This is a genomic window from Bradyrhizobium manausense, assembly GCF_018131105.1.
GTDB classification, from domain to species: Bacteria; Pseudomonadota; Alphaproteobacteria; order Rhizobiales; family Xanthobacteraceae; genus Bradyrhizobium; species Bradyrhizobium manausense_B.
In genome coordinates, this window is sequence record NZ_JAFCJI010000014.1 from 1 (window position 1) to 20,214 (window position 20,214).

21 protein-coding genes are annotated in these 20,214 nt (G+C 63.2%); 5 read left to right on the top strand and 16 right to left on the bottom strand.

The window, feature by feature from the left end; all coding sequences use genetic code 11:
* Nucleotides 1-255: 255 nt before the first annotated feature.
* Entirely contained in the window at nt 256-738 is a 483-nt protein-coding gene (locus tag JQ631_RS32000) for an anthrone oxygenase family protein (RefSeq protein WP_212334056.1), read from the bottom strand.
* Between the two features lie 94 nt (nt 739-832).
* Here JQ631_RS32000 and JQ631_RS32005 point away from each other — a divergent pair, with 94 nt between their 5' ends.
* A complete protein-coding gene (locus JQ631_RS32005) occupies nt 833-1,507 on the top strand; it encodes a TetR/AcrR family transcriptional regulator (RefSeq protein WP_212334059.1) in 675 nt (224 codons plus the stop codon).
* A gap of 79 nt (nt 1,508-1,586) precedes the next feature.
* Nucleotides 1,587-2,774, top strand: coding sequence for an acetylornithine deacetylase (argE, locus tag JQ631_RS32010; RefSeq protein ID WP_212334062.1), 1,188 nt, complete (start codon nt 1,587-1,589; stop codon nt 2,772-2,774).
* A gap of 127 nt (nt 2,775-2,901) precedes the next feature.
* On the opposite strand, the gene JQ631_RS32015 is transcribed toward argE, so the two are convergent.
* The 4 genes from JQ631_RS32015 to JQ631_RS32030 all read right to left on the bottom strand — a co-directional run bounded on the left by JQ631_RS32015 (nt 2,902) and on the right by JQ631_RS32030 (nt 7,439).
* Entirely contained in the window at nt 2,902-4,608 is a 1,707-nt protein-coding gene (locus tag JQ631_RS32015) for a methyl-accepting chemotaxis protein (RefSeq protein ID WP_249161362.1), read from the bottom strand.
* A complete protein-coding gene (locus JQ631_RS32020) occupies nt 4,565-4,993 on the bottom strand; it encodes a hypothetical protein (protein WP_212334065.1) in 429 nt (142 codons plus the stop codon). The genes JQ631_RS32015 and JQ631_RS32020 overlap by 44 nt, the downstream gene beginning before the upstream one ends.
* 20 nt (nt 4,994-5,013) lie before the next feature.
* The gene (locus tag JQ631_RS32025; protein ID WP_212334068.1) at nt 5,014-6,072 is read right to left on the bottom strand and encodes a phosphotransferase family protein; all 1,059 of its coding nucleotides are present in this window, start codon (nt 6,070-6,072) and stop codon (nt 5,014-5,016) included.
* 131 nt (nt 6,073-6,203) lie between these two features.
* Nucleotides 6,204-7,439, bottom strand: coding sequence for an acyl-CoA dehydrogenase family protein (locus tag JQ631_RS32030; RefSeq protein ID WP_212334071.1), 1,236 nt, complete (start codon nt 7,437-7,439; stop codon nt 6,204-6,206).
* A 218-nt stretch (nt 7,440-7,657) separates the two neighbouring features.
* Between JQ631_RS32030 and JQ631_RS32035 the strand changes: the two genes are divergently transcribed.
* Nucleotides 7,658-8,317: a TetR/AcrR family transcriptional regulator gene (locus tag JQ631_RS32035; protein ID WP_212334073.1), complete on the top strand. Its 660-nt coding sequence runs from the start codon at nt 7,658-7,660 to the stop codon at nt 8,315-8,317.
* Between the two features lie 3 nt (nt 8,318-8,320).
* Here JQ631_RS32035 and JQ631_RS32040 read toward each other — a convergent pair whose 3' ends face one another.
* From JQ631_RS32040 to JQ631_RS32075, 8 genes are all read right to left on the bottom strand, one after another.
* Nucleotides 8,321-8,713, bottom strand: a complete 393-nt coding sequence (locus JQ631_RS32040) for a RidA family protein (protein WP_212334076.1) — start codon at nt 8,711-8,713, stop codon at nt 8,321-8,323.
* A 100-nt stretch (nt 8,714-8,813) separates the two neighbouring features.
* Complete coding sequence (locus JQ631_RS32045) at nt 8,814-9,029, bottom strand: hypothetical protein (RefSeq protein WP_212334079.1); 216 nt, start codon at nt 9,027-9,029, stop codon at nt 8,814-8,816.
* Between the two features lie 282 nt (nt 9,030-9,311).
* The gene (locus JQ631_RS32050) at nt 9,312-9,809 is read right to left on the bottom strand and encodes a GDSL-type esterase/lipase family protein (protein ID WP_212334082.1); all 498 of its coding nucleotides are present in this window, start codon (nt 9,807-9,809) and stop codon (nt 9,312-9,314) included.
* A 48-nt stretch (nt 9,810-9,857) separates the two neighbouring features.
* Entirely contained in the window at nt 9,858-11,087 is a 1,230-nt protein-coding gene (locus tag JQ631_RS32055) for a CaiB/BaiF CoA transferase family protein (protein WP_212334085.1), read from the bottom strand.
* 192 nt (nt 11,088-11,279) lie between these two features.
* Nucleotides 11,280-12,485, bottom strand: a complete 1,206-nt coding sequence (locus tag JQ631_RS32060) for an MFS transporter (protein WP_212334088.1) — start codon at nt 12,483-12,485, stop codon at nt 11,280-11,282.
* Between the two features lie 147 nt (nt 12,486-12,632).
* Nucleotides 12,633-13,460, bottom strand: coding sequence for a 3-oxoadipate:acetyl-CoA acetyltransferase (locus tag JQ631_RS32065; RefSeq protein ID WP_212334091.1), 828 nt, complete (start codon nt 13,458-13,460; stop codon nt 12,633-12,635).
* Nucleotides 13,461-13,579: 119 nt separating this feature from the next.
* Nucleotides 13,580-14,968, bottom strand: coding sequence for an MFS transporter (locus JQ631_RS32070; RefSeq protein ID WP_212334095.1), 1,389 nt, complete (start codon nt 14,966-14,968; stop codon nt 13,580-13,582).
* A 246-nt stretch (nt 14,969-15,214) separates the two neighbouring features.
* Nucleotides 15,215-15,943 carry an NUDIX hydrolase gene (locus JQ631_RS32075; RefSeq protein ID WP_212334098.1) on the bottom strand — a complete coding sequence of 243 codons (729 nt, stop codon included), beginning with the start codon at nt 15,941-15,943 and terminating at the stop codon, nt 15,215-15,217.
* Between the two features lie 99 nt (nt 15,944-16,042).
* Between JQ631_RS32075 and JQ631_RS32080 the strand changes: the two genes are divergently transcribed.
* Entirely contained in the window at nt 16,043-17,086 is a 1,044-nt protein-coding gene (locus tag JQ631_RS32080; protein ID WP_212334101.1) for an SPFH domain-containing protein, read from the top strand.
* Nucleotides 17,070-18,005, top strand: coding sequence for a diacylglycerol kinase catalytic domain-containing protein (locus JQ631_RS32085; protein ID WP_212334104.1), 936 nt, complete (start codon nt 17,070-17,072; stop codon nt 18,003-18,005). Before JQ631_RS32080 ends, JQ631_RS32085 begins: the two co-directional genes overlap by 17 nt.
* A gap of 5 nt (nt 18,006-18,010) precedes the next feature.
* Here JQ631_RS32085 and JQ631_RS32090 read toward each other — a convergent pair whose 3' ends face one another.
* The 3 genes from JQ631_RS32090 to JQ631_RS32100 are packed head-to-tail and all read right to left on the bottom strand — an operon-like array spanning nt 18,011 to nt 20,011.
* The gene (locus JQ631_RS32090) at nt 18,011-18,214 is read right to left on the bottom strand and encodes a hypothetical protein (protein ID WP_212334117.1); all 204 of its coding nucleotides are present in this window, start codon (nt 18,212-18,214) and stop codon (nt 18,011-18,013) included.
* Nucleotides 18,215-18,224: 10 nt separating this feature from the next.
* Nucleotides 18,225-19,562 carry a PQQ-dependent sugar dehydrogenase gene (locus JQ631_RS32095; RefSeq protein WP_212334107.1) on the bottom strand — a complete coding sequence of 446 codons (1,338 nt, stop codon included), beginning with the start codon at nt 19,560-19,562 and terminating at the stop codon, nt 18,225-18,227.
* Nucleotides 19,559-20,011, bottom strand: a complete 453-nt coding sequence (locus JQ631_RS32100) for a DUF2231 domain-containing protein (RefSeq protein WP_212334111.1) — start codon at nt 20,009-20,011, stop codon at nt 19,559-19,561. The genes JQ631_RS32095 and JQ631_RS32100 overlap by 4 nt, the downstream gene beginning before the upstream one ends.
* Between the last annotated feature and the right edge of the window lie 203 nt (nt 20,012-20,214).

The following is a 20,214-nucleotide window of genomic DNA, read 5'->3' on the forward strand; positions in this document are numbered from 1 at the left end:
GTCCACCGCGGTCCGGCCCGCGTCGTGACGATCGCGATACGCCCCTCTTCCATGGGCCGGGTTGCGCGACACATACGTCGTTTCCGAATTTCGGTAAAGTGGAATATTTTCGAGCGTGCGGATTGACCTGACGGTTGGGTGTTTTGCCCGTCGGGCAACACAAGAGATAGCTAGCTAGCCCGGATGGGGCGAAACGCTATCCGGGTTCTCGCCCGTGGCCACAGCGGCGCCGGATTTCGCTATGCTCCATCCGGGCTACGAAGTCAGCGCAACGATGGAGAGCGCACAGCCTCCAAGCGACGCAACAGTTCGCACATGATTCCAGAACATCCAATCCTTCAGATACGTCGCCCAAACAGCGCCCGCCTCCGGCGCTGACGGCTGCACAGCGGCGAGCGCATCGTTCAGTGGCACGTTGAACACGGCAGTGACCACGAACATGCCGATGACGTAGAGGCCACCGCCGGCAATCATGCTGATCGCCCCGGGCTCGCCGAGGCGCAACGCGCCCATCACCACCAGCGCCACTCCCGCCACCGTGGTACCGAGAAACAGCGGCATGAACAGCGAGCGCACGATATCGACATTGATCGCATTCATGGCCACGATGCCGGCCGCCTGGTCGAGCCGGCCAAGCGAGGTCATGATGAAGGTCGAGAAGGCGAAATAGACTCCGGCCATCAGGCCGCAGCCCAAGGCCGAAATCCAGAGCAATCCGGTCGTGAAAACCTGCCGCATGCCGCACCTCCGCTAAATACGATAAACTCTCGCATTTGATAAAGGCGATAAACTCTCTTATTTCTGACGTCAAGCACGGATGGCGGGAATCGGGATGCCGGAACGGAAGATCAGGGCGGGCAAAGCGACGCAGGCGACCGGACGGCGCACGCCGCTGGTGCCGACGCAGGAACGCAGCCGCGAGCGCTTCGATCGCATCCTGGCTGCCGCGAGCGAGATATTGACGGAAAAAGGCAGCGACGCCTTCCGGATGAGTGACATCGTCGAGCGCACCGGCATCGCCTTCGGCTCGCTCTATCAATATTTCCCGGACAAGAGCGCGGTGATCGGGACCCTTGCCGAGCGCTGCAACGCCATCGGTCGCGACTGCGTTGCGCGCGACCTCGCGGAAATGAAGAAGCTCTCCGACCTGCACGCAGCGCTGAGCCGCATCACCGACGGCTATGAGCAAATGTTCCGCGAACACCCCGTGGCGCATCATATCTGGCAGGCGACGCAGGCCGACCGAAGCCTGCAGAAGATCGACGAAGACGATGTCGCCTTTCTCGCCGGCCTGCTCGGCGATGCATTGAAGCGGGTCGCGCCTGGCGTCCCGGCGACCGCCCTCGCCTCCTTCTCGCAACTGACGATGGTGTTGATCGCCGCCGCGGTGCGCCATGCCATCATCCTGCCGCCATCGGAAGGCCGACGGTCGCTCGCCCTGTTCAAGCAGCTTTTGCCGCGTGACCTTGCGGCCGTGGAACAAATCGCGGGCAAGAGCAGGCGCTGATGATTTGCGCCCTGGACCGCCACGTTGGTATGGTTCATGCCACCAACCCAGCCTCCGCAATCTCCGACAAGACATGAAAATGCCCAATCCGATCTTCCCGAGTTCACGCGCCGATCGTATCCGCAACCTCCTCGCTGAGCTTGTCGCCTTCGACACCATCAGCGATCGCACCAATCTTCCGCTGATCGCCCATATCGAGAGCTATCTTGCCTTCCTCGGCGTCAAGGGTGAGCGCATTGTCGATGTATCAGGGCAGAAGGCCGCGCTCTGGGTTACGATCGGCCCCGAGGATCGACCGGGCCTTGTGCTGTCAGGCCATACCGATGTGGTGCCGGTCGTGGGCCAGGACTGGAGCCACGATCCGTTCAAGCTGCTCGAGCGCGACGGCAAGCTCTATGGACGCGGCACCACTGACATGAAGGGCTTTGTCGCCGTCTGCCTCGCCATGGTGCCTGACATGCTGGAGGCGAAGCTGACGACGCCGATCCATCTCGCCATCTCGTATGACGAGGAGATCGGTTGCGTCGGCGTGCGGCCGATGCTTGCCGAAGTCGCGAAGAAGAAGGTGAGACCGCTCGGCGCCTTCATCGGCGAGCCGACCGAGATGAAGGTCATCATTGGCCACAAGGGCAAGCACGGGGTGCGCGCGACGTTCCACGGCCTCGCACGCCACTCCTCGATCGCACCTGATGGCGTCAACGCGATCGAATATGCCGCCGAGATGATTACCGAGATCCGCCGCCGCGCGGTGAAGCTCGCCGGCGAAGCCGAACGCAACAGCCTGTACGACGTGCCGCACTCGACGCTGCTCACCAGCATCGTGCATGGCGGCGCAGCGCTGAACATCGTGCCCGATACCTGCACGGTCGATTTCGAATGCCGTGGTATCGGCATCACGGAGTCCAAGGAGGTGACGGACGCAATCATCGCCTGGGCCAAGGCCGAGCTGGAGCCGGCGATGAAGGCCCGGAGCCCTGACTGCGGCATCGATTTCGAGGAGATCCTCGACTATCCCGCCCTTGATACCAGGGCCGACGCCGCCATCGTCACGCTCGCCAAGAGCCTTGCCGGCCGCAACGACCATGCCAAGGTCGCCTTCGGCACCGAAGCCAGTCTGTTCACCAGCATGGCCGATATCCCTTCGGTGGTGATCGGCCCCGGATCGATTGCGCAGGCGCATACGCCGGATGAATTCGTGGAGATGGCGGAGCTGGAGAAGTGCGCGGGCTTCGTGGAGAAGCTGATCGCGCATTGCGCGAAGGGATAATGGAAGGTGCCGCGGGGTGGGCAAAGCGAAGCGTGCCCACCATTTTCACTTCGAGCGCTGACAGATGGTGGGCACAGCGCTACGCGCTTTTGCCCACCCTACGGGAGCCGCTCAAAGGGCGCCGACGCTAGGCTGCGCGTACCTCGTTGAGGAACTGCGCCACCTCGGCCTGCAGCCGGCTGCTTTCTGCGGCCAGCGACTTTGCGGAGGTCAGCACCTGAGACGAAGCTACCCCGGTTTGCTGTGCGCCGGCATTGACCTGGGTGATGCTGCCGGAGACCTCGCGGGTGCCGTCGGATGCCTTCTGCACATTGCGGGCGATCTCCGTGGTCGCAGCGCCCTGCTGCTCGACCGCAGCCGCGATCGTGGTCGCGATGCCCGATATCTGCGCGATGGTGTCGCCGATCTGCTTGATCGCAACGACGGAATCGTTGGTTGCACTCTGAATTGACGTGATCTGGCCGCCGATCTCTCCTGTCGCCTTGGCGGTCTGTGCTGCGAGTTCCTTGACCTCCTGTGCCACCACGGCGAAGCCGCGACCGGATTCCCCGGCACGGGCAGCCTCGATGGTCGCGTTGAGCGCCAGCAGGTTGGTCTGCTCGGCGATCGTGGTGATCAGCTTGATCACGTCACCAATGCGGTTCGCGGCATCCGACAGAGCATTGATGCGGTCATCGGTTGCGCGCGCCTGCTCGACGGCCGAGGCCGCGATCCTGGTCGATTCCTGCATCTGGCGGCTGATCTCGTGGATCGAGGCGGTGAGTTCGTCGGTCGCCGATGCTACTGATTGGACGTTGGTCGAAGCGTTCTCCGAGGCGTCGGTCACAACGCCCGCCAGCTCCATGGTGTGGTCAGCCGTCTTCGTCAGCGAGCTCGCGGTCGCCTCGAGCTCGGAGGAAGCGGAGCTGACGCTGCCGACGATCTGCTGCATGGTCTGCTCAAAGCGCTTGACGAGGCCATCGAGCAGATTGGCGCGACGATCCTTCGTGGCTCTCTCGGCCTCCTCCGCGTCCTGGAGCGCTCTGGCACGTTTCAGGCCATCGCGGAATTCGACCATCGATTGCGCGATGATACCGATTTCATCGTGACGTTCAGTCTCCTCGATCGCGACCTCCAGGTCGCCGGCCCCGAGAGCCCTGGTCGTATTCTCGATTTTCGACAGGCTGCGGACGACGAAGCGATACATATAGCCGCAGAGCATCAGCACGGAGATCACCAGCAGCCCGATCGCGGCGAGCGAAGCGGTTTGCCACAACGCGGCCCGCGAAGAGGCATCATCGATTTGCGCCTGGGTGCGCTCGTCCAGCATCACGAAGAAGCGGTCGATCGGCTCCATGATCTGCGACTTGAACTGATGATAGGTCTTCGAGTGCAGCAGCTCGATCGCGCGCGCACGATCTGGCGCGGCAAGCGGCTTGCCGTTCTTGTCCTTGCCCTCGACCAGGTTCATTGCTTCGACTTCGAGATTGACGAGGCCGTCTGAGTTCTTCTGGGCCTGTTCCAATTGCTTGAATTCGCCGTCGGTGAACCCCTGGCGCTTCATCAACGTCGAGAGAGCAACCGTCTCGCCATCCGGGCGCGGCTTCGCCGTCCCACCGGCGACGAAATCCCAGTAGATGCGATGATAGGCCTGCGGCCGCGGCTTCTCGCCGTTGCGGATGCTCAGAATATCGAGATATTGCGTCTTGTAGGAAGCGTCGCCCGTCACGACGTAAGTCCGACCGAGACGGGTGAGGTCGTCGGAGCTCTGGCGAAGCTCGTCGGCCAGCAGATAGGAGCGATAGCGGTTGTCATAGGCCGCCGTCTCGTCCGCCGATGCGCCGCGCGATTTCATGATCGAAACAGCCGTCGCGATTCCGGCAATCACGGAAACGCTGCTGAGAATGATGAACGTCGTCCTGATCGTTGGCACCCGCGTTCCCCCAGATTACGTGGACATTGAGAAAAAGTAGAAAGGTGCCGTTTATGCTCCGTAAAATTCCGGCTCCGTATTTCTCCGTGATGGCTACAACAAATATTGGGTTGGCCAATGCGGCAACCTGCGCGCCTTTTCTCCCGCACAAGCCGAGTTCGGCGAACGGCAGCAACTTCGGGTACAGCACATCCGTTCCGTGCGATCGCAGCATCTCGCACGCATTGCAGGAAGCGAAGCGATGGAGCAATTCACACTGCGCCTTCGCAAGCAACGACTGCGAGCGCGTAGGAAAAAGCGCGACCACCGGCCGCGCCTTCGTTGTTCTTAAACCGCGCCCGCCTTCTGCGCGTATTCCCATGACGTCTTTGACAGCGGCACCGTGCGCTTGGCGGATTCCAGCGCCTTCGCGTTGGCGGCGGTGCCGTCGCGGACGCGGCCGGCGATGCCCTGGGTGATGCCGGCGAGGCGGAACAGATTGTAGGCGAAGTACCAGTTGAGATCAGGCACCGTCATCTTGGTGACGTTGCAATAGATCTGCGCCGCCTCTTCCACGCTCGGGATGTTGAGCGCCTTGAGGTCGGCGCCGTGCAAGCCCGGCATGATCCACTGCATCAGCAGATAGGTGAAATCGGCCATGGGATCGCCGAGCGTCGACAGCTCCCAGTCCAGCACGGCCTGCACGCGCGGTTCCGTCGCATGGAAAATCATGTTGTCGAGGCGGTAGTCGCCATGAACGATCGAGACGCGCGCCTGCTCCGGCACGGTCTTCGGCAACCATTCGGCGACCTTCTCGAATTCCGGAATGTGCTGCGTCTCGGAGGCGCGATATTGCTTGGTCCAGCGGTCGATCTGACGCGCGAAATAATTGCCGGGCTTGCCGAACTCGCCGAGGCCGATCGCAACAGGATCGTACATGTGGAGCTTGGCCAGCGTCTCGATCTTGCTGGTGAAGATCTTGCGGCGCGCATCGTTGTCCTGGCTCGGCAGCGTCGGATCCCAGAACACGCGGCCGTCTTCCATCGACATGATGTAGAAGGCCGAACCGATGATGCTGTCGTCCTGGCACAGCGCATAGGCATGTGCGACCGGAAAACCCTGCTTTCCGAGGGCCGCAATGACGCGGTATTCGCGATCGACCGCATGTGCCGAGGGCAGCAACTTGCCGAACGGCTTCCTGCGCATCACGTAGGAACGGTTCGGCGTGTTGAGCCGGTAGGTCGGATTTGACTGGCCGCCCTTGAACTGGAGAACGACCAGCGGGCCCTCATAGCCTTCGACGTTGTCGCGCAGCCAGGCCTCGAGCCTGAGCTCGTCGATGCGATGACGCTCCTCGACCGGCTTGGTGCCCGAGAACTCTTCGTCTTTCCTGACGCCGTCAGCCACGGTGACGCTCCCTCTTCAGTCCGAACATGATCCTAATCGGTAACCGCTGACGCACTTGCGTCAAGCGGTCACCGCAATTGGATCATGCCCTGTCGTTTCTTCAAGTCAGGAGCGCCGCAGGGCTCCCCCGCTTAATGCTTGGGAGAATTGGCATACTTCCGAACTTCGAGCCTTGCAATGGCGCGATTGTGCACCTCGTCCGGACCGTCGGCGAGCCGCAGCGTGCGGATGTGGGCGTAGTCCTTGGCAAGACCTGCTTCATCCGAAACACCCGCGCCGCCAAAGGACTGGATCGCCTCGTCGATGATCTTCAGCGCCATGTTGGGCGCCGCGACCTTGATCATGGCGATCTCGGCCTGCGCGGTCTTGTTGCCGACCTTGTCCATCATGTCGGCGGCCTTGAGGCACAGCAACCGCGTCATCTCGATGTTGGTGCGGGCGTCGCCGATGCGCTGCTCCCACACAGAGTGCTCGACGATCTTCTTGCCGAACGCGGTGCGCGAGGAGAGCCGCCTCACCATCTTCTCCAGCGCTTCCTCTGCCTTGCCGATGGTGCGCATGCAGTGGTGAATACGGCCGGGTCCAAGACGACCCTGCGCGATCTCGAAGCCGCGGCCTTCGCCGAGCAGAATGTTCTCCTTGGGCACGCGCACGTTCTCGAGCAGCACCTGGGCGTGGCCGTGCGGCGCATCGTCGAAGCCGAACACCGGGAGCATCTTCTCGACCTTGATGCCTGGCGTGTCGAGCGGAACCAGGATCTGCGACTGCTGCTGATGCTTGGCCGCGTTGAAATCGGTCTTGCCCATCAGGATCGCGATCTTGCAGCGGGGATCGCCGACGCCTGACGACCACCATTTGCGGCCGTTGATGACGTAATGATCGCCGTCCTTCTCGATGCGGGTCTCGATGTTGGTGGCATCGGACGAAGCCACCGCCGGTTCGGTCATCAGGAAGGCGGAGCGGATCTCGCCGTCCATCAGCGGACGCAGCCATTTGCGCTTCTGCTCCTTGGAGCCGTAGCGGATGAAGACTTCCATGTTGCCGGTGTCGGGGGCGGAGCAGTTGAACACTTCCGAGGCCCAGGTGATGCGGCCCATCTCTTCCGACAGCAGCGCATATTCGAGATTGCTCAATCCCGCGCCGCGGAATTCGTCGTCCTCATGCTCGCTCGGCGGCATGAACATGTTCCAGAGACCTTCGGCCTTCGCCTTCTTCTTGAGGTCTTCGAGGACGGGGATCACCTTCCAGCGCTCACCGCTGTGATCCTGCTCGTTATAAACAGGCACCGCCGGACGCACATGCTTGGCCATGAAGGACTGCACGCGGTCGAGCCATTCCTTCTGCTTGGGCGACAGATCGAAATCCATGGGACGCTCCTCGGTCTCTCTTTGCGAAACTGTTTTGCGCCGGACTGTCCTCCCGCAATGCACGGCCCGCAAGCGCCATTCGGCGCCTTGCAAGCGGCGGAACCGGCGCCGCCTCTATCAGCGGCGCAATTCCATGATGCGGATTGACTTTCTCCGGCCTTCAAACGATAGTTTCATACAAGTGTTTGAATTGCAACTCCCCACCCGTGAGGGGATCCATGGCCAGCGATCATACGAGGTCTGCCATTCTCGCCGCCGCCGAACGGCTCTATGCCGATCGCGGCTTTGGCGACGTGACGCTGCGCGACATCGTCGCGGAGGCGAATGTCAATCTGGCGGCGGTGAACTATCATTTCGGCTCGAAGGACGAGCTGATCGCGGAACTGTTCGTCACCCGCTCGATCGCGACCAACCGCGAGCGTTTGCGTGAGCTGAAGGCAGCCGAGGAAGCGGGCGGCGGCCGCGCGACGATCGAGGTGATCCTGCGCGCGCTGGTTGGTCCGACCTTGCGCGGCTGCCTGGGGCCGGAGAACCAGCGCTCCACCGCGGCGCGCTTCATGATCCGCGCGTCGATCGAGTCCGTGCCGCCGATCCGGCGCATCAAGAACCGCGAGATCGATCATTTGCGGAAATTCGCCGGCGCGATGCGCAGGTCCCTGCCCGACCGCCATGACGTCGATATCTATTGGGGTCTGAACTTTGCGCTCGCAATGGCGCACCACACCATCCGCGAAAGCGAGCGCCTGACAAAACTGTCGGAAGGCCAATGCGATCTCGACGACGTCGAGGACGTGGTCGCGCGCGTGGTCAGCGTCGCGACGATGGCGTTGACGGCGGGCGGAGGAGCGAAGGCACCGGCGCGCGCGCTGGCGCGCTAGCCCTCACATCATCGCGATGCAATCGATCTCGACGTCGAAGGGCCCGAACCATTCCGGCGTGCAGACGAAGATCCGCGCTGGCGGGTCGACCGGGAAGTAGCGGGCATAGACCGCGTTGAACGCGGCGAAATGCCTGGTCGAGGTGCAGTAGACGTTGCACTTCATGACGTTGTCGAGCGATGCGCCAGCCGTCTCCAGGCAGAGCTTCATCTGCTCCATGATGATCTCGCTCTGCTGCTCGATCGGCATCTCCGCAAGCTCGCCCGTCTCCGGGTCGAACGGCGGCAGCCCGGAGACGAAGATCATGCTGCCGGATCGCGTGACCGGCGAGGTCGGCGCCTTCACGCGATCGAGGAATGTCGAGATCGGTTCGACGCGGAGCGCTTCGCGTTTCATAGGCGACCACCTTCGGTACGAGCGAGACTGGCGCCTGACTACATTGCAATGCAGCCGGCATGCTTCGCTTCTGATCGAAGTGTAATCGCCCCGAGCGGGGCTAGACCCGCTGCGGCATCTCCTCGGCCTCTTCCTTGGCGAGCAGCAGCAGCATCTCGATGCCCATGTCGCCTTCCTGCGGCGAGCGGATGAACTTGATCTCTTCGGCGCTTTGCCGCAACGCGGCAATGATGGCGACAGCCTGGTTGGCCGTGGCTGCCTCGGTCGCCAGAATTGCCTTCTGGTCTTTCGCCTGGAACCCGATCGTGTAGGACATGCACTTCCCTCCCGTACCCAGTGGGAGAGATGGAATCAGAGTCGCGAGCGGAGCGGAAGCCTGTGTGAGTACGGACCGGGTTTATCTGGGGATTGCGCGCAAGTCCCGGGCAAGGCCGCACGATGGTCTTGCTTCCGTCACGAATTGATTGACGCCGTCTCGGCTCTACGCCAGCCCCAGCATCGCGCGCACGGGCTTCGTGAGATTGCCCGTGATCGCGCAGGTGATGATGGTTTTGGCTGATGTCACCGATCGTACTCCGCCCCTGGGTTGTTCGTACCGCTATCTGCCCAGCGCCGCAGCAACCTGGCCGACGAGGCCCTCGGCGAGCAGATGATAGCCTTCAGGCGTGAGATGCTGCCCGTCGGGCTGGTGTGGCAGCCCATGCAGCATGCTGTTCGGCAGCATGACGACCTTGACGCCCTTCTCGCTCAACCGGCTCTGGATGACGGGCGTGTTATCGGACGCGTGCTTGCGCCTGTCATTGCCGCCGGGCTGAAGAATGACGACGCTGGTTCCTTTCGGCACCACCTGATCCAGCCGCGCCAGCATCCCGCCGGTGGTATCGCCATTGATCCCGGCATTGACGACATGAACCTTGAGGCCCCGCGCGCGCAGGAGAGCCTCGAGCTGGGCGGGATAGGCTTGGTTGCGCGCCACACCCTTGCCGTAGGTGTTGCTGGCGCCAAGCGCCACGACTGTCGCAGCTTGCACCGTGCCGGCCGCCGCGAGAGCTAAGAACCCGGCGACAAACGAGATCGCTGCAAACTTTCTGGACATATCGACCCCCGCTATGCCCGCGCGAAACAGGCGTTGGAGTTACAGTTTCTAGATGATGCCCTGCTTCTTCAGCTCCTCGATCTTCCCGGCATCATAGCCGAGCTTGCCGCCGAGAATTTCCTGGTTGTGCTCGCCGAGCAACGGCGGTGCGCGGTAATTCTTGATCGGGGTCTCCGAGAAAGTCAGCGCGTTTCGGATCAGCGACAGGTCGGGCTCGAAGGGATGGTCGACCTTCACCCGCATGCCGCGCGACTGCACGTGCGGATCGGAAAACACCTGCTCGAAATTGTTGATCGGACCCGAGGGCACGCCGGCCTCCTCCAGCTTGTCCAGCCAGTAGGCCACCGGCTGCTTCAGGAACAGGCCGGCGAAGATCGCCATGATCTCCTTGCCGTGCACGACACGGTCGTTGTTCTTGACGAAGCGCGGGTCATTCGCGAGCTCCGGCTCGCCGAGCACGGCACAGGTCTTCCGGAACTGGCCGTCATTGCCGACCACCAGCATCAGCTCGCCGTCGGTGCAGCGGAACACGCCCGCCGGCATGCCGCCATTGCCCCAGGTGCCGCGGCGCGGCGGCGTCTTGCCGTTGACGAGGTAGATCTGCAGCCAGTGCGACAGCGAGGCGATGACGGTGTCGAACAGGCAGACGTCGATGTGCTGTCCCTGCCCGCCATTGACGTCGCGGTGATACAGCGCCGAGAGCAGCCCGATCGAGGTGTTCATGCCGGTCATGTAATCGACGATCGACGGGCCGACCTTCATCGGGCCCTCGCCGGGCTCGCCGTCGATATGGCCGGTGACGCTCATCAGGCCGCCCATTGCCTGCAGGATCGCGTCATAGCCGGCGCGCGGCGCGTAGGGACCGGTCTGGCCGAAGCCGGTCACCGAGCAATAAATGATCCTGGGATTGATCGCCTTGATCGTCTCATAGTCGAGGCCGTAGCGCTTGAGATCGCCGACCTTGTAGTTCTCCATGAAGACGTCGACGTCTTTCGCAAGCTCGCGGATGATCGCCTGCCCCTCGGGCTTGGCGATGTTGACCGTGACCGACTTCTTGTTGCGGTTGGCGCAGAGATAGAACGAATTGTTGTTGTTCGCCTTGCCTTCGGGATCGGTCAGGTAAGGCGGACCGAAGGCGCGCGCGTCGTCGCCGGTGCCAGGCCGCTCGATCTTGATCACCTCGGCACCGAGATCGCCCAGCATCTGGGCCGACAAGGGCCCGGCGAGCACACGCGTGAGGTCAAGGATCTTGATGCCTGAGAGCGGCAGGGCCGACATGTCGATTTCCTCCGGGGAACTGGATCTTAAAGCTGATCTTGGCGCGGCGGCGAGATCGCGGACCGCGCTCACTGCCGATACACCATTTTGCGGTCCCGAGCACTGCGCGTTCGGCATACGGCCATCCCTCGCTCCGCAGCAGAGATGGCCCGCGACGCCCAATTCCGCGTTGCGAATATCGCCCGGTCGATCTCAGGTCCCGGCTGCCGCAGCCAATTGCGGACGACGCCGGCCAAGCAGGACCAGGATCAGCACGGTCGCGCAGGAGAAGACCAGCGTGAGGCCAAGTGCGCCGCGGCTGCCGAACTGCGTGAGCAGGCCGGCGAGCAGCGGCGGCGAGATCGCGGAGGCCAGATTGAGCGGTAACGCGATCATCGACATCGCCTTGGCGAATTCGGCCTGGTCGTAGAACACCAGCGGGATCGTCGCTCGCGCCACCGCCATCGCGCCACTGCCGGCGCCATAGAGGAGAATAAAGATCGCGACCGCCCAGGTCGCGCCCTCGCTCAGCATCAGCAGCACCATGGCGACGGGAAGCGCGGTGCCGGCGACCAGCCCGGTGGTGATGCCGTCCCATCTCCCGCCGCCGAGAAAGTCGAGGCCGCGCGCGCTGACCTGGATCACGCCCAGCATCGAGCCGAACGCAAGGGCCTGCGCCGGCGCAAGGCCCTCCGCCCGCAACAGTTCGATCAGAATGGCGCCGATGCCGAAATTGACGAAGGCGTTCATCGTGATCACGCCGACGACGAGACCGAAGGTGCTTCTTGGAATTGCCGGCGACGGCGCGGCCTTGACGGCCTTGCCACGATCCTCATTCGCAATTCTCCGGCGCGGTGCGACAAACGCAAGGAGCGGAAGGTTGATTGCGAGCATCATCGCCGCATAGACAAGACAAGTCCCGCGCCATCCGAGCCAGTCGCTCAGGAACGACGTCGTGGGCCAGAAGATACTGCTGGAAAGTCCCGTCACCAGCATCAGCCCGCCGATGGCATTCTTGGCGCCCCGTCCGGCCACCTCGTTGAGCATGATATAGGCGCCGGTCGACAGCGTGGCGCTGCCGCCCATGCCGAGAATGACCCAGCCGGCGAAATAGAGCAGCGGCTCGCGCGCGAAAAACAGGACAATATAGCCGGGCACGGAGACGACGGTGCCTACCATCATCACCCTGCGCGCGCCGTGCCGCGCAAAGGCCTTGGCGAGCCAGGGCGCGCACAGGCCCATGGTGACATAAAGGACCGAGCTTCCCGCGAACACCGCCGGGAGGCTCATGCCGAGATCGGCCCCGAGGTCGCGACCAACCACGGCCGGAAGGCCGATCGTACCCCATCCAATGAGTTGGGTGATTGCAAGCACCAGCAGGACCCCGATGAGCCTGCTGTCAGATTTCAAGAACCGCATTCCAGTCGTCGCCTGCCCCGGCAGGCGCCGATCACGCCTGTGCGCCCCGTTTTATCCGGAGACTCAGCACACGGGAACGCTGACCGCCGAATGGCAGAAGGCAGCCGGAAGCATGTCAGGCAGGTGTCAGCTGCGGGACGGTCGCCCCTAGCCCGCGATCCCGAGCAAGGATCGCGCCTCAGCCGCATTCGCCACGCGCCGGCCGTGGCGCGCGACGGCCTCGCAGGCGATGCTCACGAGCTCCGCGTTGCTGGCGGCGAGGCGCGTCTTGTCGACCCTGATATTGTCTTCGAGCCCGGTGCGAACCGCATCTGCGCCGCGCGCCAGGGCCCAGTCCATGACCTCTGCTTGATGGCGTCCGATCCCGGCCGCGGTCCATGTCGCCTTCGGGATCAAGCGCCGGAGTTCAGCCAGCAGGATGTCGAGCACATGCTCGTCCGCCGGCATCGCGTTCTTGACGCCCATGACGAATTGCACGTGCGGACGCGGGTCGGTCAGCCCCGCCTCGATCAGGCGTCGCGCGCCATGCAGATGCGACAGATCGAAGATTTCGATTTCCGGACGAATGCCATTTGTCTTCATGCCGGTCGCGAGAGTCTCAACCAGAGCGGCGCTGTTCTCATAGACAATGGTCGGAAAATTCACCGACCCCGTCGACAGCGAGGCCATGTCCGGCTTCAGATAGAGCGATGATCCGCGTGCCGACGGATCGCGGCCGCGCCCGCCGGTCGAGAACTGCACGATCATCCCGGGGCAGTGCTTCCGGATGCCTTCCTGCACCAGGGCAAAACGTTCCGGGTCGGAGGATGGCGTCTCGTCATCGTTGCGAACATGGATATGCGCAAGCGTGGCGCCGGCCTCGAAGGCCTGGTGCGTCGACTCGATCTGCTCGGCCGGCACGATCGGCACCGCGGGATTGTCCTTCTTGCGCGGAACAGAACCGGTGATGGCGACGGCAACGACGACGGGGTTCATTCTGCAACCTCATAATGATCGCGCTCGCGCGCACAGAGTTCGGACAGGCAGTCACGTAAGCACGAAGCCCTGCCGCTGCAAACCATCGATCGCAGCGGCCAGGCTCCTCACATTGGCATTCAGGTCGGAATTGCGGCCGCGCCGCTCGCCGCTTCCGCGCGCTGCCGTTCGTAGTCGGCCCGCGCCATCGGAACGGCCGTGGGATTGCCGAGATCGTCGATATGGACCCGATAGGTTTCCCGGGCCGTGACGGCCGCCATCGCGGCGATGACGGTGATGCCGAAGGCAATCGTCCCCACCGTCAACGGAATGTTGGCCGAGCCCGGAGGGGCCACCGTCGCAAACAAGGCCGGAAGCAACGCAGTGATGGTCGTTCCGATGTTCTGCGAGATGGCCATCGCCGAGACGCGCGTGCGCGTCGGAAACAGCTCCGGATAGAAGCTCGGAAAGATCGCGTTGTAACCCTGATAGACGACGCCCCACATCAAGAGCGAGACCAGAATCGCCAGCGGCACGTTCTTGATGGAGATGGCATAGAGATAGAGGAAGGCGAGCAAGCCGGAGAGCAGCGCGCCCACGATGATCGGAGGCTTGCGACCGATCTTGTCGGAGAGATTGCCGACGAATGGAATCACGAACACGGCCACCATGTTTCCGATAACCGGGATCCACAGATAGACGTCCTTGGCAAACCCGATTCCGTAAGCCGGCTGGACCGCATAGGCCGCGCCAAAGATCGTCGCAACGACGGGGATGACGTTCATCAAAGCCATGCAGATCACCCGGAGCATGTCGGGCCAGCTCAGCTTGATGGCCTGAACAATGGGCGCCCGCGGCGTTTCTCCCCGCTCGCCCTCCCTGGCAAAGGCAGGGGTTTCATCGACTTCGCGACGAATGATGTAGCCGGCAACGATGACGAAGAAGCTCAGCAGGAAGGGAATCCGCCAGCCCCAGCTGTTGAAGGCCTCCGTCGGCATATAGGCCGCCAGCGGCAGGAAGACGGCTGCGGCCAGAATTTGGCCGGCCTGCACGCCCTGAAGGGCGAAGCTTGCATAGAAGCCGCGCCGACCGAACGGCGCGTGCTCCAAAATCATCGAGCTTGCGCCGGAGATTTCGCCGGCAACGGCAAAGCCCTGGATCAGGCGAAGGATGACCAGCAAAATCGGCGCGAGGATGCCGACCTGCTGATAAGTCGGCAGGATCCCCACCGCCATGGTCGAGATGCCCATCAGGAACATGCAGACGATGAGCACGGTCTTGCGGCCATGGGTGTCGCCCCAATGTCCGAGGACGAAGGCGCCGATCGGCCGGGCCACATAGCCGACGCCATAGGTCGCCAGCGATGCGACGATGGCGACCGTGGGATTGTCCGATGGGAAGAAGATCTGCGGGAAGATCAGCGACGCCGCGGTCGCGTAGATGAAGAAGTCATAATATTCGAGAGCCGACCCGATCCAGCCGCTCGCAGCGGCCTTCCTCGACTGGCTCACCTGATGGATTCCGGTCATCCTGAGAGTCCTCCAAATGGGTTTGCTGGTGTCCCGTGGACGGGCTTCTTGGAAAAACTGGGCAGCACTCTCCGCGCGCTGTGCGGGCTTCCCGCAAGCGTTCGTCACTGCCGATAGGTGCTTGATTGACGCGACAATAGGCTTTCGCCGGGCTAACACAATTACCCAGTTATGCGATAAACCTAACATGATGTTATCAGGACAAAACGGCCGGACGGCGGTCGTAGTCGCTGACAGCCTCGAAAACTATTCCGGCGGATTGAACGTTCGCACGAAATAGACGGGCTCCCTGCCCTTTCCGAGGCGATAAAGCTGCGCCGGGCGGTTCGGGCCGCGCCGCATCTTTGCCACCGGCTCGATCATGTCGGCAGACAGGATGCGGGTGCGGAAGGCGCTCTTCTCAAGCGGACGATCGAGCACGATCTCGTAAACCCGCTGCAGATCAGGAAGCGTGAATTCCGCAGGCATCAGAAAAGCGGGCAGCGAGGTGTATTCCACCTTGTTGCGCAGGCGCTGGATTGCGCTTGCCAGGATGTCGCCGTGATCGAAGGCGAGCTTGTCCTTGAGCCGGCCACTGACGATCGGGTGCCAACGCGCATCGGGTGTGAGCACGCTTGCGTCGGCCGCGATCAGCGCGAAATAGGCATGCGTCGCCGACCAACCGCGCGGATCGCGCGTCGCACTTCCCCAGCTTCCGAGTTGCTCCAGATAAGGGCTCGGGACCCCCGTCTTCTCCTTCAGCTTGCGGGCGGCACAGGCGGCGAGATCGCGGTCCTTCGCGACATCGACGAAGCCGCCCGGCAGCGCCAGGGCGTGCGGATACGCCTCTCCTTCGCCGGCCGGGCGCTGCACCAGCAGCACCTGAAGCCTGTCGTGGAGAATCGTAAAGATGACAACGTCGACCGTGGTCAACGGCCGCGGGAAATCCAATTGCCCTGACTTTCCAGAGACTTCGCCCCGATCGCGACCAGCCATAGGCAACCTCCCCTGTTCGGCCTTGACAGTAGCATAGTTAGTTGTACAGTCCAACTTACTTAGTTGCTCAGACACACTTATAGCCACAGGAGGCAAGCCATGTTCGGCATCCGATTTATCAAGGCCCAACCCACCACCTATCTGATGAAGTACCGCGCCGGCGCTGTTGTCGCCGAAGGCACCGGCCTCTCCGCATTCTACTACGCGCCGGTGACCACGCTCGTCGCCGTGCCCGTCGGCAGCCGCGACGCTTCCTTCATCTTCGCATTGATCGCGCGCGACTTTCAGACCCTGACCGTGCAGGGCCACGTCACCTATCGCGTCAGCGAGCCGAAGAAGGCCGCCTCGATGCTGAACTTCACCCTGAAATCCGACGGCAAGACCTATGAGACCGACGATCCGGAGAAGCTGCCGGAGCGTATTCTCGGCACCGTCGAGGTGCTCGCGCTGCAGGCGATCAAGGAGCTGACGCTGAAGGACGCGCTGCAGGCGTCAGATCGGATCGCCGACATCATCGCAGGCGGTTTGCGGGGGCGCGCCGACATCGAAGCCCTCGGCCTCGAAATCCTGGGCGTGTCGATCCGCGGCATCAAGCCGACGCCTGATACCGCCAAGGCGCTGGAAGCGCAGGCCCGCGAAGCGATTCTGAAAAACGCGGACGAAGCGATCTTCGCGCGGCGCAATTTCGCCGTCGAGCAGGAGCGCGCCATCCGCGAGAGCGAACTCGACACCGAGATCGCGGTCGAGCAGAAGAAGCGCTCGATCCGCGAGACCCAGATGGATGCCGAGGCGAGCGTTGCCGCCAAACGCAACGAGCTGCGCCAGGCCGGCATGGCCGCGGACATCGTGCTGGAAGGCAAGCGCAAGGATTTCGTCGGCCTCAACGCCGAGAACACCCGAACGCTGGCGGATGCCGAGGCCTATCGCGTCGGCGCGCTGATGAAGATCTTCGAGGGTGTCGACACCCGCGTGATCCAGGCGCTCGCCGCAGCCGGCATGCAGCCGGGCCAATTGATCGCGCAGGCTTTCTCCGGCATCGCCGAGAAGGCCGAGAAGATCGGCCAGCTCAACGTCTCGCCTGACTTGCTCAGCCAGCTCATGGAGAACCCGAAGCCGGAGGCCGCCAATGCCCGCCGCCAGTGAGCGCAAGATCGTGCTGGTGACGCGCAAGACTAGGTTAGAAGACCTGGTCGCGCGTTACCTGACGGCGGCGCAGGCGCGCTTCTATGTCGAGCATCTCGGCGCCGACTTCTCCGACTACGAGCGAGAGCACGAGGTCTACCATGAGCAGCGGCACGCGACGCTTCAGGTGCTGGAGCAATGGGGGCGCTATCAGGTGATCGAGCGCGGCTTCCTGCCCAACTTCATCTTCGCACCCGATGACATCGTGGTCGCGCTCGGGCAGGACGGCGTCGTCGCCAATACGATGAAGTATCTCGACGATCACCCGCTGATCGGGCTCAATCCGGATTCCGCACGCTATGACGGCATCCTCCTGCCCTTCGCGCCGCGCGACCTCGCGAAACTGCTGCCGGAAGTCGCGACCAACAAGCGCAACAGCCAGGCCGTGACGATGGCGGAGGCGCGGCTCAGCGACGGCCAGGTGCTCCATGCCGTGAACGATCTTTTCATCGGGGCCCGCACGCATGTCTCCGCGATCTACGAGATCACGGCCGGCGGGACAACGGAGCGACAGTCCTCGAGCGGCCTGATCGTCGCGACAGGGCTGGGATCGACCGCCTGGCTCAAGAGCATCGTCACCGGTTCGCTTGCGATTGCCGGCAGCTTTGGCCAGCCCCCGCCGCTCAACGGTTACGATGCCCTGCCCTGGGATGCCCCCGAGTTGCGCTTTGCCGTCCGCGAACCCTTCCCGAGCCGCCACTCGCAGACCAATCTCGTCTGTGGCCGCCTAGCAATCGAGGAGCAATTGCGCATCCGCTCGCTGATGGCGGAAAACGGCGTCATCTTCAGCGACGGCGTCGAAGCCGACCGCCTCGACTTCAACGCGGGCGCCGAAGTGACGATCGGAATTGCCAAGCGGCGTGGCCGGCTGATCGTCTGAGGCTGCTAGCTGCCGAGCGCGTTCTCGCCCGCTTCGCGGCCGGGCACGCTGACATGCACCTCATGTCCCTGGCGCAGCGCCAGCGACGCGGCGACGACCGCCGATTCAAATGCCGATTCCTTGGTGGCATATTTGCCGTTGATGCTGCCGTCGTGCAGCACGCCCCATTCGTCCTGGACCGGTACGATCGCGTATTGGGCAAGGCCCATCATCCCTCTCCTATCGCTGCGTCACTTGCGGATGCGCTGCCGTCACGCGCCACACCGTGTTGCCGCTGTCGTCGGCGACCAACAGCGCGCCCGATTTGTCGATCGCGACCCCGACGGGGCGGCCGCGCGCCTGGTTGTCGTTGTTGAGGAAGCCGGTGACGACGTCCTGTGCCGGGCCGCTCGGTTTGCCGTCCTTGAACGGCACGTAGACGACCTTGTAGCCGTTCAGCACTTGCCTGTTCCAACTGCCGTGCTCGCCGACGAAGGCGCCGCCGCGGTATGCGTCCGGCAGGCTGCTGCCGGTGGAGAAGGCAAGCCCGAGCGGCGCGACATGCGAGCTCAACGCATAATCGGGCACGATCGCTTTTTCCACGAGGTCCGGCCGCTGCGGCTTGACGCGGGGATCGACGTGCTGGCCGTAGTAGCTGTAGGGCCAGCCATAGAAGGCGCCATCCTTCACCGACGTCATGTAATCCGGCACGAGATCGGGACCGAGTTCGTCGCGTTCGTTCACTTCAGTCCACAGCGCGCCGCTCTGCGGCTCGAAGCTCAGGCCGTTCGGGTTACGCAGGCCGCTCGCAAAGATCCGCCGGCGGCCGCTGGCGCGATCGACCTCGAGGATATCGGCACGATTGTGTTCGGCCTCCATCCCGTTCTCGGTGATGTTGCTGTTGGAGCCGACGCCGACATAGAGCTTTGAACCATCCGGGCTTGCGACGAGGCTCTTGGTCCAGTGGTGGTCGATCGGTCCGCCCGGCAGCGGCGTCAGCACCGTGCCCGGCGCGGTGATTTTGGTGTCGCCCTCGCTGTAGGGATATTTCACAATCGCATCGGTGTTGGCGACATAGAAATCGTTGCCGACGAGCGCTACGCCGAATGGCGAGTTGAGATGATCGAGGAAGACGCTTTGGGTGTCCGGCACCCCGTCGCCGTTGGTATCGCGCAACAGCGTGATGCGGTTGCTCTCGCCGGTGTCGCCGCCGGAGGTCGCCCAGGACTCGATGTAGCCCATCACGATCTCCTTGGGCCGCTTGATCGCGGCGGCCTTCGGCGCCTTGGACTCCACCACCAGCACGTCGCCATTGGGCAACACGTAGAGAAAACGCGGATGCTGCAAGCCGGTCGCGAAGGCTTTGGCCTGCAAACCCTGCGCAACCGTCGGCGTCTCGTCCTTTTTCCAGCCGACGATGCGGGCGATGTGCATCGGCGGCAGCAGATATTGCTGGATGTCGGGCAGCGCCGGGTTGGCGCCGATCTGCGCCTTGGGATCCCCGCTGCCGTCATTGCAGCCGGCGAGAAGGCCGAGGAGCAAAGCACATAACAGGGTGCGCGCAAGGAGGGATGTCATCGCGCAACTCCCACCCCGTGACGGTACACCAAGGCCCAGCCGAGCCAGCCGGTCACGGGCAGGATCAGCACGGTGAGCACCGAAAGAACGAGCCCCCACGGCCACACCGAGGTCCAGGCATCACGCGTGTGAACGAGCGCGTTGACGATCGCGAGGATCATCGCCACGACGTTGCCGATCAGATGCGGCCAGGCCGGCGCCTGCGCGCGCACCAGCCTGTTTCCGAGGAAATCCGTCAGGCCGGCGATCGCCGCCAACACGCCAAAGACGACGCCGACGACCAGAAGCCAGGCCGAGAAATCAGCCCACATGATCTCGGCGGAGACGAGATAGGTGATGTCGGTCACCAGCGCGCCGATGAAGCACGCGATCGGGATCGGTACCAGCATCGGATGAATGGGATGGCCGGCTATTTGCGCGGTCGAGCGTACGCGCACGATATCCTGCACTGAGAGCCTCGTGTGGCATGTCGCCCTACCCGAGCGGCCAACTCGTGCTCGCGGTGATGGTTCCTAGGATTGCGCCGGAATCAGCGCGGTCGCCTGATACGCCTCGTAGGCGCGCTTCAGGCCGTTCCGAAGCGACGTCGTCGCGCGCCAGCCGAGCTTGTCGAGCCTGCTGACATCGAGCAGCTTGCGCGGCGTACCGTCGG